Origin of the sequence: Aliiroseovarius salicola, from assembly GCF_027891095.1 — a bacterium.
GTDB classification, from domain to species: domain Bacteria; phylum Pseudomonadota; class Alphaproteobacteria; order Rhodobacterales; family Rhodobacteraceae; genus Aliiroseovarius; species Aliiroseovarius salicola.
In genome coordinates, this window is record NZ_JAQIIO010000002.1 from 412,123 (window position 1) to 426,031 (window position 13,909).

Sequence of the window (13,909 nt, forward strand, 5' to 3'; positions counted from 1 at the left end):
GGGGAACGAGCTATTTAGCGGTTTAATTTCCGTAGTCTGACAAAGCTTTGATGTCGATCGTTTCCAGGACCGGAATCATAACATCCGACGCCGCCCCTTCGGCCTGGATCAGGATCCGATTGTTGATCACACCGGAGAGCTCTCCGTCCTGATCCAGGTATTTCATTCGGCCAACGCGCTGGAGCTTCATGCCCAGCAGTCCGGCATTCCCCATCATGCCGGCAAGAGCGCCGACCATCGGATTGTCTGCCATGATGACGATAGAAAATGAGTCACTTCCCATAGTATAGGTGGCTTCTGCCCCCGCGCCGCCACCAAGAAAACCCATCCCGGCGGTCATCTCTGTCGAGATCTCACGGCTCCATCCGTCGGGCGCATCTGGCAGGAATTTAGCAAGTGATGCGGTGTTTTGGGATTGGATGAGCTGCTTGGCATATTCCAACTCTTCCAGCGCATATTTCAGATCCCCTTCGCCATAGGCCGTGATGGCACTTTCCAACGTATCTGTGACATCATCTGCCTGTGCGGCGACAGGTGACAGTGCCACGACAATGCAGACAATCTTGGCAAAATATTTCATTTCAACCTCAATTTGTTTGGCGTCTATTTATGTGAGCCGAATCGACTGGCCCATGTTGGGAGTGTATCACTCGTGTCTGCGGTGGCTGAATAAACCCCTCGCGCAATGGCCCGCGCGAGACAGATTGACGCCGCATGTCCCAGCCGAAGCGCATCAAAATCTCCTGAGGGCAGGGGAATCTTCCCAGTTGAGGCAGCAAAAACCAGATCGCCGTCAAACGGTGTGTGACTGGGGTGGATTGCACGGGTCATCCCATCATGGGCAGCGGTTGCCAGACGCGTGGCCTGGGCCTGCGTCAAATCCGCATCCGTTGCTATGATGGCAATGGTCGTGTTCTCACCCAACCCCGCTTCGGGTCGTGGTTCTTCGGTCGGATCATGCCTGCCGATGCCAAGGGCCCCAAACTCGCCCTGCATCTCCCAAGGCGCGGCCCAGAACTCTGGCCCGTCTCCCATGGTCACCGCGCCAAGCGCATTCACGGCCACCAAAGCGCCTACGGTAATCCCACTTTCCAATACAACAGAGGCCGACCCAAGCCCTCCCTTGAGGGCGACACCCGCCGCCTTGCCCACCGTTGCGCCGCAGCCAGCTCCGACTGAGCCGAGCATGAATTCCTCTGACGCAGCCTTCAATGCTGCCCGTCCGAGCTTTTTATACGGGTTGTCGCTCCACCCCTTGTTGCCGCCATTCAGCAGATCAAACAGGATGGCGCCCGGCACAATCGGCACGCGATGATCACCCACCTGAAATCCACGCCCCTTGTCGCGCAACCCATCCACTACGCCTGAAGCCGCATCCAGACCAAAGGCAGATCCCCCAGACAAAACAAGCGCATCCACCTGCTGTACCAGCTTGTCCGGTGCCAGAAGGTCTGTTTCTCGCGTGCCGGGGGCACCCCCCATCACAGACACGGCCGCCGTGAATGGGACATCCCCCAGAAGTACGGTCGTTCCAGTCTTGATGTCATGATCCTCGGCATTGCCAACGCGCAATCCCGCCACATCGGTGATCAAGTTCCGCGTTCCCGGTGTCATGTCACTTTCCTCTTGCTGAAAATATCCCATGGGGGTCTGGGGGTGTGAAACCCCCAGCTTGCCTCAGATACAGCGCCCGCCATCCACTTCCATTGCAACTCCCGTCACCATGCTCGCTTCATCCGAACACAGGAAACACGCTGCATTGCCCATGTCTTCTGGTGTGGAAAACCGACCAATCGGGATCGTGGACAGGAATTTTTCTCGCATTTCAGGTGTGTCCTCCCCCATGAAACTTGCCAGAAGCGGTGTGTCACCAGCCACAGGGCAGATCGCATTCACCCGCACCCCATAGGGGGCCAGCTCCACGGCCATCGCCTTGGTCGCGGTGATCATCCAACCTTTTGACGCATTATACCAGTTGAGGTTGGGGCGAGGGCTCAGGCCAGCGGTTGAAGCCACGTTCAGGATGGTTCCCGCTTTGCATGCCTTCATGGCTGGTACGAAAGCGCGGGCCGTCAGATAGACGGATTTGGCGTTCACGGCAAACACCCGGTCGAACTCGTCTTCGTCTACCTCTTCCATGGGTTTGGGAAGATGGGTGATCCCGGCATTGTTGACCACTATGTCAACGCCGCCCCAGACCAGATTGGCTGCATTGGCCATTTCCTTGACGCTGTCGCTGCGCGATACATCGACCCGTTGGGCGATGCCGCCGATTTCGTCCGCGATCTTTTCAGCCTGCACGCCATTCAGGTCGGCAACCATCACTTTCGCGCCTTCAGTGGCAAATTTCCGAGCAATTCCTGCACCGAACCCCGAAGCAGCTCCGGTGACGATGGCACGTTTTCCTTTCAGTCGCATCGGGTGTCCTCTTCTGCGCCGAATTTGCGCAATGTTTCAATTCGTTGCCCTCAACCTGCGCCTGTCTTGCCAGCAATGCAAGGTTCACGCGGTAGGCACGTTCCATGTGATCTCGCTCAGGCAAGCAAATCGCGCAAATCGGGCAAGTTCTGCCTCGAGTTTTGCGCGACGTTGCGGCCCCCATTTCACCCCTGGCTCCGCCCAGAAACCCGTGACAATCAGAAGGCCAGTTTTGCGGTCAGCCTTGAGTTCAATGCGTCCCACAAACCGCGCGCCCTCGAGCAAGGGATAGACGTAGTAGCCCCAAACCCGTTTTGCTTTGGGCACAAACATTTCGTTGCGATATTCGAAGCCGAAAAGACGCTCTGTCCGCTTGCGGTCACGGATCATCGGGTCAAATGGGTTGAGCAATCGCAGGCGCGACGTCGGGGCAGGGGCCTTCATCAACCGTGTCACGATCTCGGGATGGGCAAACACTGGGTGGGACGTGCCATCAGCGCAGATCACCTCTACTTCAACCAGCTCGCGTTGGTGTGCCACCCATCCTTTTGCCTCCTGCGCGCCCATCGCGTCCCAGAACCGCTGGATGTCGCCTGCTGTGCCAAAGCTCAGGCGATCCAATGCCTGATGACAAAGCCAATCCGTGGCTTGAACGTCTTCAATGGGACCATGCTCGGGAAAAACCCTCTCAGCGAGATCATAATACTTCACGAAATTTTTGCGATGACAGGTGGCCAGATCCCCTGCGTACCAAAGCTGATCCAACGCCTTTTTATGCGGTGGACGCGCCCACATCTCGCGGCTTTCGACCTTTGTGTCAAAGGCATGAGTGGACAGCGCGCCTTCGCGGCGGATGCGGTCCACGATCTGGGCAATTTGGTCTTTTGCCAGGCGCGATTGATACCATTCATGGCGCGCCACATGTGCGCCCAGCCTGCGAAACTGTTTCGCCCAATAGGGCAAAACCTCACCGGCAATCAGGCTGGCATCATGGGTAAAATGCTCAAACAGTTCACGGTTTTTCAGATGCGACCAGATTGCCCCTTCGCGGTAGTTTTGGTTGCGCGACCAGAGGATGTGATTATGTGCGCGGGTCACATTGCGGATGGTGTCGATCTGCACAAAGCCCAGCCGGTTCACGATCCCCATCAGGTCACACGGGCCCGTTGGCGTGGAGGACAATCCGTTGGTCCAGATCCACAACCGACGCGCATCCGCGTTAGAGATCACCAGTTTTGCCACGTCAGATCTCGATCCCCGGCATGGCGTCCGTCTTGACCGTTGGATCAATCATGTTTTGCGGCCACGGTCTTGAGGGTGGAAAATCCATAAAGCGCTTCAAACCCTTTTTCACGGCCATGGCCGGATTTCCCAACGCCCCCAAAGGGCAGCTCAACCCCGCCGCCCGCGCCATAATTGTTGATGAAGATCTGACCAGCTCGCAGGCGTCTGGCAAGCCGCATTTGACGCGCACCGCTGTCGGTCCAGATGCTGGCCACCAGCCCGTAATCGGTGCCATTTGCAATCGCCACGGCGTCTTCTTCGCTGTCAAACGGGATCACCACCTGCACTGGGCCAAAGATTTCGTCCTGCGCCAGAACATGATCGGGGGCGACGTCAGCAAATAGGGTTGGGGTCACGTAATGTCCACCTTCTGGCACATCGGTGATCTGGCCCCGCCCGGCCACGTGCAGATCTGCGCCTTTTTGCATGAACCCTTCAACAATCTCTTTCTGGCGTGCCGAGATCAGTGGCCCGACGTTCAGGTCAGACATGGCTGGCCCCACACGAAGCGCATCGTATGCGGCCCCCATCCGTCCGACCACTTCATCATACACACCGCGCTGGACAAGGATACGAGAACTCGCAGAGCAGGTCTGACCTGCATTCTGAATGCACGCCCCAACGAGGAAGGGCAGGGCAGCGTCGAGATCGGCGTCGTTAAAGACCAGCTGAGGGGACTTGCCGCCAAGCTCCAAAGTGACCGGAACCACATTGGGAGCAGCCGCAGATTGCACCAAAGATCCCACCGGGACTGAGCCGGTAAAGCTGAGGTGATCGACGCCTTGGTGTGCCGCGAGGGCGGCTCCAGCCTCACGCCCCAACCCGGTCACCACATTCAAAGCCCCGGCAGGAAGCCCGGCCTCTTCCGCGATCCGGGCAAAACCCAGAGCCGTCAAACAAGCCTCTTCGGCGGGTTTCAACACGCAGGCGTTGCCCATGGCAAGCGCCGCCCCCACCGAGCGGCCAATGATCTGCATTGGGTAATTCCACGGGATGATATGCCCAGTCACCCCATGAGGTTCGCGCAGGGTGTAGACGGTGTAGCCATCGAGGTATGGGATGGTTTCGCCCATCACCTTGTCTGCCGCGCCGCCATAAAATTCCATGTAACGTGCCAGAGCGATGGCATCATTGCGGGCCTGAGTCAGCGGTTTGCCCACATCCGTGGCTTCCAGCGCGGCAAGGGTGTCAATGCGTTCCAGTACCAACTGCCCGATCCGGGTCAGGATGCGGCCCCTTTCGGCGGCGGTCAAACGCCCCCACGCACTGTCTCGGGCATGTTGAGCTGCCTTGACCGCATCATCAATGTCGCGCTCATTCCCGCGACCGATCTCAGCAAACTTCCGACCTGTAGAAGGATCTTCTACGGGCAGAACACCCCCTGCGGCTGGGCGCCATTCTCCGCCAATCAGGATCTCGGTTGGGTCAAACCAAAGCTGTTCCATATGGGTTTTCCTTCCAGTCTGGTGGGATCACTGGGGCGGCGTCGATCAGTGATTTTGTATAGGGGTGGGTCGGATTTGCGAAGACTGTCTCGGTTGGCCCCTCTTCAACGATTTCACCTGCACGCATCACCAGAACCCTATCGGTGATGTTGCGGACCACACTTAGGTCATGGCTGATGAAGAGAAACCCCAGCCCCTTGCGACGTTGAAGATCTGCCAAAAGGTCAAGGATCTGGGCGCGCACCGAGACATCCAGAGCGGATACGGCCTCATCCAGCACAATCAGTTCGGGTTCCAATATCAGGGCGCGGGCAATGGCGATGCGCTGGCGCTGTCCCCCCGAAAACTCGTGTGGGTATCGGTGCATGGCCTCTTCGGTCAGTCCCACATCCGACAGCGCATCCGCGACATGATCGCGCCAGTTCTCTGGGCGCCCTGTCAGGTGATAAGGCTCGGACACGATCCGCTCCACGGTCCAGCGCGGGTTGAAGCTGGCATAGGGGTCTTGAAACACAACCTGCATTCCACTTCGGCGCGCGGGATCCATATCCGGCCCTACCGTTTTTCCATTCAGGCGGGTATCTCCACCTTGCAATGGTTCAAGCCCCAAAATTGCGCGGGTCAGAGTGGATTTTCCGCAGCCACTTTCCCCTACCAGCCCCAAGCTTTCGCCTTTGTTCAGATGAAAGCTCACCCCATTCACGGCACGAAACTGTGGGCGGGGTTCGAATAGGCGTGTTCGGGGTAGGGGGTAGTCGCGGATCGCTTTCCGCACCTCAAGAAGCGGAATGTCTTGCGCCCTGTCGACGCGATCCGGTTGATGTTCGGATGCGGATAGGAGTTGCCGCGTGTAGGGGTGGGACATGGTCCGGAAGAGGCCTTCCGTCGGACCTTGCTCGACGATTTCACCCGCCTTCATCACTGCCACCTGATCGGCCATGCCAGCGACCACGGCAAGATCATGGGTGATCAAAAGCAATCCCATCTCTTCTTCGGCCACCAGTTCACGCAGAAGGTCAAGGATTTGTGCCTGCGTGGTCACATCCAGCGCGGTTGTGGGCTCGTCCGCGATCAGCAGATCCGGGTGCAGCGCAATGGCTTGCGCGATGCAGACCCGCTGTCTCTGCCCTCCCGACAGTTCATGGGGATAGCGGTCTAGCGGAAAGCGATCGGGGGAAAGCCCCACCCGGGTGAGTTTCTCTGACGCGATCCGCAGGGCGTCTTTACGAGTGGCAGCCCCGTGCAGGATCAGCGTTTCCGCCACCTGTTCGCCAATGGTCTTGACCGGGTTCAGGGCGGTCATCGGCTCTTGAAAGATCATCGAAATCCGGTTGCCCCGGATCTTACACATGGCGCGATCGTGACCCTCGGCTGCCTGTGTCGGCAAGGGAGTATCATCAATCAAGATCTGCCCACCTGCCTTGGATCCGTGAGGCAGAAGATCCATCAAGGCAAGCGCCGTCAACGACTTGCCAGACCCACTTTCACCAACGAGGCCAACCACCTGTCCAGACGCAATGGACAGGTCTACGTCCCGCAGAATGGGGGTGCCGTGGATGGTCAGCGACAGATCGCGGATCTCAATCATGCGGCCCCCTCGCGCAGACGGCGTAGACGGGGGTCAAGCATATCGCGCAACCCGTCTCCCATCAGATTAAGCCCAAGAACCATCAGGACAATGGTCAGCCCGGGCACCATCGCCAGACGTGGTTCGGTGTAGATCATGGTTTGTGCATCCGCCAGCATCCGTCCCCAGCTGGGGGTGGGAGGTTGCGCGCCAAGTCCGACATAGCTCAGCCCGGCTTCGGCCAATATGCCTAGGGAAAACTGGATTGTGCCCTGAACAATCAGCAAATTTGTAATGTTGGGAAGGATGTGCTCCACGTTGATCCTTGCCGCACCTTTTCCCGCCACACGGGCAGCCAGAATGAAATCCTGTGTCCAGATCGTCAGCGCACTGCCACGGGCCACACGGGCAAAGACCGGGATATTGAAGATGCCGATGGCGAGGATTGCGTTGGTGGCGGACGGGCCGAAAATCGCTGTGATCAGGATGGCGATGACCAGTGAGGGGAAGGCGAAAATCAGGTCGTTGCCACGCATGATCAGCTCATCCAGCCAAGATCCGCGTCGGGCGGCCGCGGCCAGACCAAGCGGAACACCAATTCCAATCCCGATCCCAACAGCGATCAAGGCGACGGCCATCGAAGTGCGTGCACCGACCATCAACATCGATACAAGGTCGCGACCAAAATGATCCGTGCCCAGCCAGTGTGTAGTCGAGGGTGCGCGCAGTTTAGCGGCAATGTTCAACGCGTTAGGATCATGTGGCACCCAGAGAAATGACAGAAGGGCTGCGGCCAGAAAGACGGCAGTCAGCGCGGCACCCAACCAAAGCTGAGGGGGCAGGCGGGTCATGGGCGCCTCCTTAGCCGGGGGTCGACCAACGCATAGGCCAGATCCACAAGAAAGGTCACAAGGATCACCGCAAAGACCAACAGCATCACCACGCTTTCCACCACAATCAGGTCGCGTTGAGTGATCGCCTGAAAAATGAGCCGACCCAGACCGGGAAGGAAAAACACGTTCTCGATGATGATGGCGCCAGCAAGAAGGAAAGAAAATTGCAGCCCAAGGATGGTCAGCACCGGGATCAGCGCATTGCGCAGCGCATGGCGGCGCGTGGCCTGTCCCATGCTTAGACCTTTGGCGCGGGCTGTGCGGATATAGTCCTGATGCAGCACCTCCAATAGCGATGACCGCATTACACGTGACAGAATGGATGCCTGCGGCAGTGCGAGCGCCACAGCTGGCAGGGTCAAAGCTTTCACTCCCGGCCAAAACCCTTGGTCCCACCCGGGAAATCCACCAGCGGAAAACCAACGAAGTTGAATGGAAAAGATCAGCACAAGCAACATTGCAAACCAGAAGTTTGGCACCGCGATGCCCAACTGTGTTGCCCCCATGATACCGTAATCCGCAATGCCGCCCCGTCGGCTTGCGGCCAGCATCCCGACGGGTATGGCGATAGTCGTCGACAGGATGAGAGCAAAAAGCGCAAGCGGCAATGAGACCTGCATGCGTTCCCAGACCAGTTCGGACACTTCAACGCGATAGGTATATGACCTGCCGAAATCCCCTGTGACCATCCCGGAAACCCAGTTCAGATACCGGGTCGGGGCGGATCCGCTTAACCCAAGTTCCTCGCGCAGAGCTGCCACCGTGTCTGGCTCGGCATTTAAGCCAAGCATGAAAGATGCCGGGTCACCTGGTACAAGCTCGATCATCGCGAAAATCACCCAGGAGGCGACCACGAGGCTGAGCCCCAGAGATAGGGCACGCAAAGCGAGATAACGAAACATGTGAGGAGGTTAGCCGCGCATCGCACCCCTTGAAAGCTCTATTTGCCTCGCGAAACCGAGCGCCGTCTGATCAAAGAGAGAAAAGGCGCGGAAAACCCACGCCTTTGTCCCCACTCATGCAATTGGATGAAGCCACCCGACCTTAGATCCGAACTTCGACATCCGGCAGGTTGAGTGATTTAAGAAGCTCGCGCAGTTCTTGACGCGCCGCGACGTTCGAGATGTTCATTTGTCCAATTACCCCAACATCCCGCAAATCCAGCAATGTCAGGCCACGGGGGAAAAGCTCGCGAAAGATCACCCGCTCATTAAAGCCGGGGGCGACGCGGAAACCGATCCGTTTCGACAGATCATCCAGTGCGGCACCAACTTTCTTTTTGTTGTGCATCATCTGTGCGCCAAGGCGGTTGCGCACGACCACCCAATCAATCGGCTTCAGCCCCGCTTGTGCGCGCAGTTGCCTGGCGTTCCAGACCATTTCCGAATAGACCGATGGCCCGATCACTTTGTTTGTCTCAGGGTCGATATGCGCCAGGAGGTCAAAATCGACAAAACTGTCATTCATCGGAGTGATCAAAGTGTCAGCCAGCGAGTGGGCCACTTGGCTGAGGCGTGTATGCGATCCAGGGCAGTCAATCACAATAAAATCGCGATCCACTTCCATGCCGGACACCGCAATCGAAAGACGTCGATCGTAGGGGTTTTCTCCGGGTTGCAGCGCAGACTGATCAATCTCAGGCAAGTCCTGATAATGTGGTGTCGGCAAATCCAGACCAATCCGCTCCATCGTGGCGCGGCGGTTTTCCATGTACCGGCCGAAAGTTTTCTGACGCAGATCCAGGTCCAGAACACCAACCGATTTTCCTAATCGTGCCAGTGCGGTAGCCACATGCATCGAGACGGTCGACTTGCCGGCCCCGCCTTTTTCATTCCCCACAACAATAATATGTGCCACGCCTGTATCCCCGGTTGTTATGCCTGCAGCTTCGTCAGGTTAAGGGGACTATAATTGCGTTATGAGACCGGGGGAAGAGGGGGAATGCAGGCCAAATCCCCCTTTGATTGCAGGAATGTGGCCCTATGATGAGGGCTGATATCGAGTAGACCTTGGAAAACCGAGGAGGGGCGTCATGGCGAAGACAAGAGTTCTGGTGGAATTCGGCATGGGGTCCTCCCTGCGTCGGATGGATTACACCGAGGCGTGCGCCCGCGCGATCAAGGATGCGCTGTGGCACAATTCGGTCAATATGGCCGAGTTGTTTGGCTTTGAAAAAGAAAACATGATCGTGGATGTCGAGGTGGCCGTGCAGGCTCCGGATCAGGTGGATACATCCAAACTGGCAGCGATTTTCCCCTATGGCCAAATCAGTGTGACCGCCAAACATGGTGGGTTGGACGTGCCAAAACCGGCAAATGGACCCTCTGCCGGGCACACGGTGATTGCCAATGCAGCCATTGCGGTTTCTTTTGACATGGAGGCTGTGTGATGGCTGAGAAACGCATGATTCTCGAAATGGGCACCGGCAATGATCTTTACGGGCAGGATTATACCAAAGCGGCCTGCCGGGCTGTGCAGGATGCGCTGCATCACTCGTCGATTACCCTGTTTTCAAACCTTGGTATTGATCACACGGAAATGCGTGTGGCGGTAACGATTGGCGTGGCCGAACCCGAAAAGGTGGATTTGGAGGTGGTCCGCGCCGAACTGCCCCGCGGTCGCGCAGAAGTGGTCGCGGTCAAAGGTGGTATGAACACGCAAAGCGGCGATCAACTGCATGTGGTGGCCACGGCAGCGGTCGAAGCTTGGTTGCCGGATCAGGCGGGAAAATATCGGCTGGTGTAAGACACGGCTCCCGGAAGATTGAGGCGATTTTGCCAGCTCTTATGTGGTCACCACGAGTAACTTGGAAACCTGTTCGCGGTTGCGGTTGCGGTTTGAGAGTTTGGGACACTTCGCTTTCGTCAAACGCTTATGTGCATGACAGGGTCTTCATGTCCGTTGGCTGAAATCTCAGTTGAATGTGCGGCCTGGGGGCATGCCAAGATTGCGGAAACGGAAAGAGGTTTTTTCATAATCATATTGGCGTGTGGTTGCACTCACGGGGTGAATGCAACAAAAAACGCCGCCCCGAGGGACGGCGTTTTCTGTTCGAAAGAAGTCTGACTTAGAAGCCAAAACCTTCGTATTTTGATTTGAACTTCGACACGCGGCCGCCGGTGTCGAGCAGTTTCGAGCTGCCGCCGTTCCATGCCGGGTGGGCAGTCGGGTCGATGTCGAGAGCGAGCGTGTCGCCTTCGGCACCCCAGGTCGATTTCATCTGGATGATCGTGCCGTCGGTCATTTTCACGTCGATCATGTGGTAATCGGGATGGATATCCTTTTTCATAATGACGCTCCTCAGGCTTTCTTGGGCTTGTAGTTGGTGTCTTCTGCGATACGGGCAGATTTGCCGCGACGCGAACGCAGATAGTACAGTTTGGCGCGGCGCACACGGCCACGGCGTACAACGGTGATTGAATCGATGTTGGTCGAAAACAGCGGGAACACACGTTCCACACCTTCACCGAAGGAAATTTTGCGAACGGTGAACGAGCCAGCGATGCCTTTGCCGTTGTTACGGGCAATGCAAACGCCTTCGTAGTTCTGCACACGGGTGCGGGTGCCTTCGGTCACCTTGAAGCCTACGCGAATAGTGTCGCCGGCTTTGAAGTCGGGGATGTCTTTCCCCAGCGAAGCGATCTGTTCCGCTTCGAGCTGTGCGATCAGGTCCATCTGATCTCTCCTAAATCTGCTTGCGGTTTTTCCGCAAAGGTTTCTGCCGCCCAGAGCTCCGCGCCTTCATCGGGTTCGCATATGCGCCCGCGGGAGAATACGTCGTCGTTTCTTTTTGCTGCCTCGCCGGATCTACCCACGGAAAGAACGTGGCCCAAACAAAACAGGTCCACACGACTCATTGAACCGGTGAACAGAGGCGGTATAGGCCAATGGCGGCGGGGGATCAAGTGTTCTGCGTCTTGCCAGACCCCTTTTTTATCTGGGCAAAAACCTATTGAGGAGTAGGCAATAGTTGAGGGGGTGCAACCTTATCCTTCATTTGGATGTCGGCCAGAGAAGTGCAGCGCCAAGGGCGCTTGTATCCGCGAATTGACGCCGCGGTAAATGGCTGATTGCAAACAAAAATCTAATCAAAGTTTGTTTTATCCAACGCCCGAAAGTGGTCAGGGGTGTTAAAATTCGAGCGTGTCCTAAAGGACAGGTCGGACTTATTGCGCGTCATTGCACGGTTCCTGTGGGCGAAAAGGTGACGTTGCAACGGAAAAACTGCGCTAACCTTCCCTAAATAAGCGAGGGAAGTGCGCGATGACACCTGAGTTCATGCTGATAACTTTTGTTTTGTTTCTGGCGGGGGTACTGGCGGTTCCAATTGCCAGCCGATTTGGACTGGGGTCTGTCCTGGGCTATTTGATCGCTGGTATCCTGATCGGTCCATTTCTCACATGGGTGGGTGCCGACGTCGTGTCGCTTCAACATTTTGCCGAATTCGGCGTGGTGATGATGCTGTTTATCGTGGGCCTCGAGATGAACCCGAAAGCGCTGTGGCAGATGCGCGGACGGATCTTTGTGTTGGGAGGGCTACAGGTCGGGGTTACAACGGCGCTGGTCATGGCTGTGGCTATGGCTTTTGGGCAGACCTGGACCGTGGGTCTCGCAATAGGTTTGATCTTCGCACTTTCCTCCACTGCGATCGTGAACCAGACCCTCAAGGAAAAGGGGTTATTGAAAAGTGATGGGGGTCAGTCGAGTTTTGCGGTGCTCCTGTTTCAGGACATTGCAGTGATACCTATGCTCGCATTGGTGCCGCTGCTTGCGCTACCGGAGCTGATGGAGGCGGCGCATCTCGGGGCCGGGCATGATGATCACGGGTCGGGACTGAACCTGTCTCTGGTCGAAGGGCTGAACGGTTGGCAAACCGCTCTGGTCACGCTTGCCGCCATCGGTGGGGTGATCGCGGCTGGTCAATATCTGGTGGGGCCGATCTTTCGCTTTGTGGCGCGTGCCCGTCTGCGCGAGCTTTACGTGACCACGGCCTTGATGATCGTACTGGGGATCGCGCTGTTGATGACCATGGTTGGCCTGTCACCTGCGCTGGGCACCTTCCTTGCAGGCGTCGTTCTGGCAGGGAATGAGTTCCGGCATGAGTTGGAAAGCGATATTGACCCGTTTCGCGGCATTTTCCTTGGCGTCTTTTTTATCACGGTGGGCGCGAGCATCGACTTTGCCCTGCTTTGGGAAAACCTCGGGTTGGTGTTGGGGCTGACCTTCGGGTTGATTGCACTCAAGGCGATTGTGCTTTTGTCGTTGGCACGTGCGTTTCGCCTGACAGGAGGAGACAAGTGGCTGTTTGGTCTGGGGATGGCGCAGGCGGGGGAGTTCGGCTTTGTGTTGATTTCCTATTCTGTGGCGAATTTTGTGCTGCCAGGGCATATCGCTGACCTTCTGCTTTTGGTGGTGGCGCTGACCATGCTGCTCACTCCTGCACTTTTCATTCTCTATGACCGGGTCATCGCGCCGCGTTATTCGCGCCAACAGGAACAGGAAGCGGATGAGATTGACAGCGAAGCACAGATTGTCGTCGCAGGGCACGGGCGATTTGGCGGCATTGTAAACCGGGCGCTGCGCGGTGCGGGGTATGAGACAACTGTGGTGGATTACAGCGCCGAACAGCTTGCCATACTGCGCCGTTTTGGGCTGCACGTGTTCTTTGGCGACGCTACCCGCCCTGACCTTCTACATGCTGCGGGGATCGACGAAGCCAAGGTGCTGGTTGTTGCAATCGATGACAAGGAAGCGATCACCGGATTGGTGCGTTATGTGACGGAACACCATCCAAATGTGCATGTGATTGCCCGCGCCATCGACCGTTGGCACGTGTATGATCTTTGGTCCGTGGGATGTCGCGACATCATCCGGGAGGTCTTTGACAGTTCGCTGCGCGCCACCCGGTCGGCTTTCGAAGCGTTGGGCCATTCACGTACAACGGCACAGGGGTTGGTTGATGCGTTCAATGATATGGATCGAAAGACGATGCTGGAACTTGCAGACCTTTATGACATCAACATTCCTCCTCAGGAGAATGAACCCTATGTGGCGCGGGTTCGCGACATGCAGTCGGAATGGGAGACGGAGCTGCGCGGCAATATGGAGGCGGTCACTGCGGGGGAATAGAATGAGGCTGCAACCAATTTGCGTCGGGTAGATTGAGGTTGCCTTGGGGTGGTTATAAATGGAACTGGAGATTAGTGCCGCATATTCCATATGCCATATTAGAAGCGCAAGGAGGGTGTGATGAAGTGGCGTGACATATCGGAATGGCAGATCCTGAAGGCTCAGGCTGAAGG

General features: G+C 57.0%; 14 protein-coding genes. 3 read left to right on the top strand and 11 right to left on the bottom strand.

The genetic code is table 11. The annotated features are described in order from the left end of the window. Window positions 1-22: 22 nt before the first annotated feature. The 9 genes from O2N63_RS05685 to O2N63_RS05725 form a co-directional block, all read right to left on the bottom strand. Window positions 23-580, bottom strand: a complete 558-nt coding sequence (locus tag O2N63_RS05685; RefSeq protein WP_271053261.1) for a hypothetical protein — start codon at window positions 578-580, stop codon at window positions 23-25. 23 nt (window positions 581-603) lie between these two features. Further along, window positions 604-1,614: a P1 family peptidase gene (locus O2N63_RS05690; protein WP_271053262.1), complete on the bottom strand. Its 1,011-nt coding sequence runs from the start codon at window positions 1,612-1,614 to the stop codon at window positions 604-606. A gap of 63 nt (window positions 1,615-1,677) precedes the next feature. Next, on the bottom strand, window positions 1,678-2,418 hold the full coding sequence (locus tag O2N63_RS05695) for an SDR family oxidoreductase (protein ID WP_271053263.1): 741 nt from the start codon (window positions 2,416-2,418) through the stop codon (window positions 1,678-1,680). Window positions 2,419-2,502: 84 nt separating this feature from the next. Continuing rightward, complete coding sequence (locus O2N63_RS05700; protein WP_271053264.1) at window positions 2,503-3,660, bottom strand: winged helix-turn-helix domain-containing protein; 1,158 nt, start codon at window positions 3,658-3,660, stop codon at window positions 2,503-2,505. Window positions 3,661-3,704: 44 nt separating this feature from the next. After that, the gene (locus O2N63_RS05705) at window positions 3,705-5,147 is read right to left on the bottom strand and encodes an aldehyde dehydrogenase family protein (protein ID WP_271053265.1); all 1,443 of its coding nucleotides are present in this window, start codon (window positions 5,145-5,147) and stop codon (window positions 3,705-3,707) included. Continuing rightward, window positions 5,128-6,735, bottom strand: a complete 1,608-nt coding sequence (locus O2N63_RS05710) for an ABC transporter ATP-binding protein (protein WP_271053266.1) — start codon at window positions 6,733-6,735, stop codon at window positions 5,128-5,130. The genes O2N63_RS05705 and O2N63_RS05710 overlap by 20 nt, the downstream gene beginning before the upstream one ends. Continuing rightward, complete coding sequence (locus O2N63_RS05715) at window positions 6,732-7,565, bottom strand: ABC transporter permease (protein WP_271053267.1); 834 nt, start codon at window positions 7,563-7,565, stop codon at window positions 6,732-6,734. The genes O2N63_RS05710 and O2N63_RS05715 overlap by 4 nt, the downstream gene beginning before the upstream one ends. Further along, window positions 7,562-8,509: an ABC transporter permease gene (locus tag O2N63_RS05720; RefSeq protein ID WP_271053268.1), complete on the bottom strand. Its 948-nt coding sequence runs from the start codon at window positions 8,507-8,509 to the stop codon at window positions 7,562-7,564. Before O2N63_RS05720 ends, O2N63_RS05715 begins: the two co-directional genes overlap by 4 nt. Before the next feature lie 142 nt (window positions 8,510-8,651). Further along, entirely contained in the window at window positions 8,652-9,464 is an 813-nt protein-coding gene (locus O2N63_RS05725) for a division plane positioning ATPase MipZ (protein WP_271053269.1), read from the bottom strand. 175 nt (window positions 9,465-9,639) lie between these two features. Between O2N63_RS05725 and O2N63_RS05730 the strand changes: the two genes are divergently transcribed. Further along, the gene (locus O2N63_RS05730) at window positions 9,640-9,996 is read left to right on the top strand and encodes a Lin0512 family protein (RefSeq protein ID WP_271053270.1); all 357 of its coding nucleotides are present in this window, start codon (window positions 9,640-9,642) and stop codon (window positions 9,994-9,996) included. After that, window positions 9,996-10,352, top strand: coding sequence for a Lin0512 family protein (locus O2N63_RS05735; protein ID WP_271053271.1), 357 nt, complete (start codon window positions 9,996-9,998; stop codon window positions 10,350-10,352). The genes O2N63_RS05730 and O2N63_RS05735 overlap by 1 nt, the downstream gene beginning before the upstream one ends. A gap of 322 nt (window positions 10,353-10,674) precedes the next feature. Here the strand turns inward: O2N63_RS05735 and rpmE are convergent, their stop codons facing one another. Next, entirely contained in the window at window positions 10,675-10,896 is a 222-nt protein-coding gene (rpmE, locus tag O2N63_RS05740; protein WP_271053272.1) for a 50S ribosomal protein L31, read from the bottom strand. An 11-nt stretch (window positions 10,897-10,907) separates the two neighbouring features. Beyond that, window positions 10,908-11,282 (bottom strand): 50S ribosomal protein L19, encoded by a 375-nt coding sequence (gene rplS, locus O2N63_RS05745; protein ID WP_271053273.1) that lies wholly within the window; start codon window positions 11,280-11,282, stop codon window positions 10,908-10,910. 588 nt (window positions 11,283-11,870) lie between these two features. On the opposite strand from rplS, the gene O2N63_RS05750 reads away from it, so the two are divergent. Then, window positions 11,871-13,736, top strand: coding sequence for a monovalent cation:proton antiporter-2 (CPA2) family protein (locus O2N63_RS05750; protein WP_271053274.1), 1,866 nt, complete (start codon window positions 11,871-11,873; stop codon window positions 13,734-13,736). Window positions 13,737-13,909 lie beyond the last annotated feature (173 nt).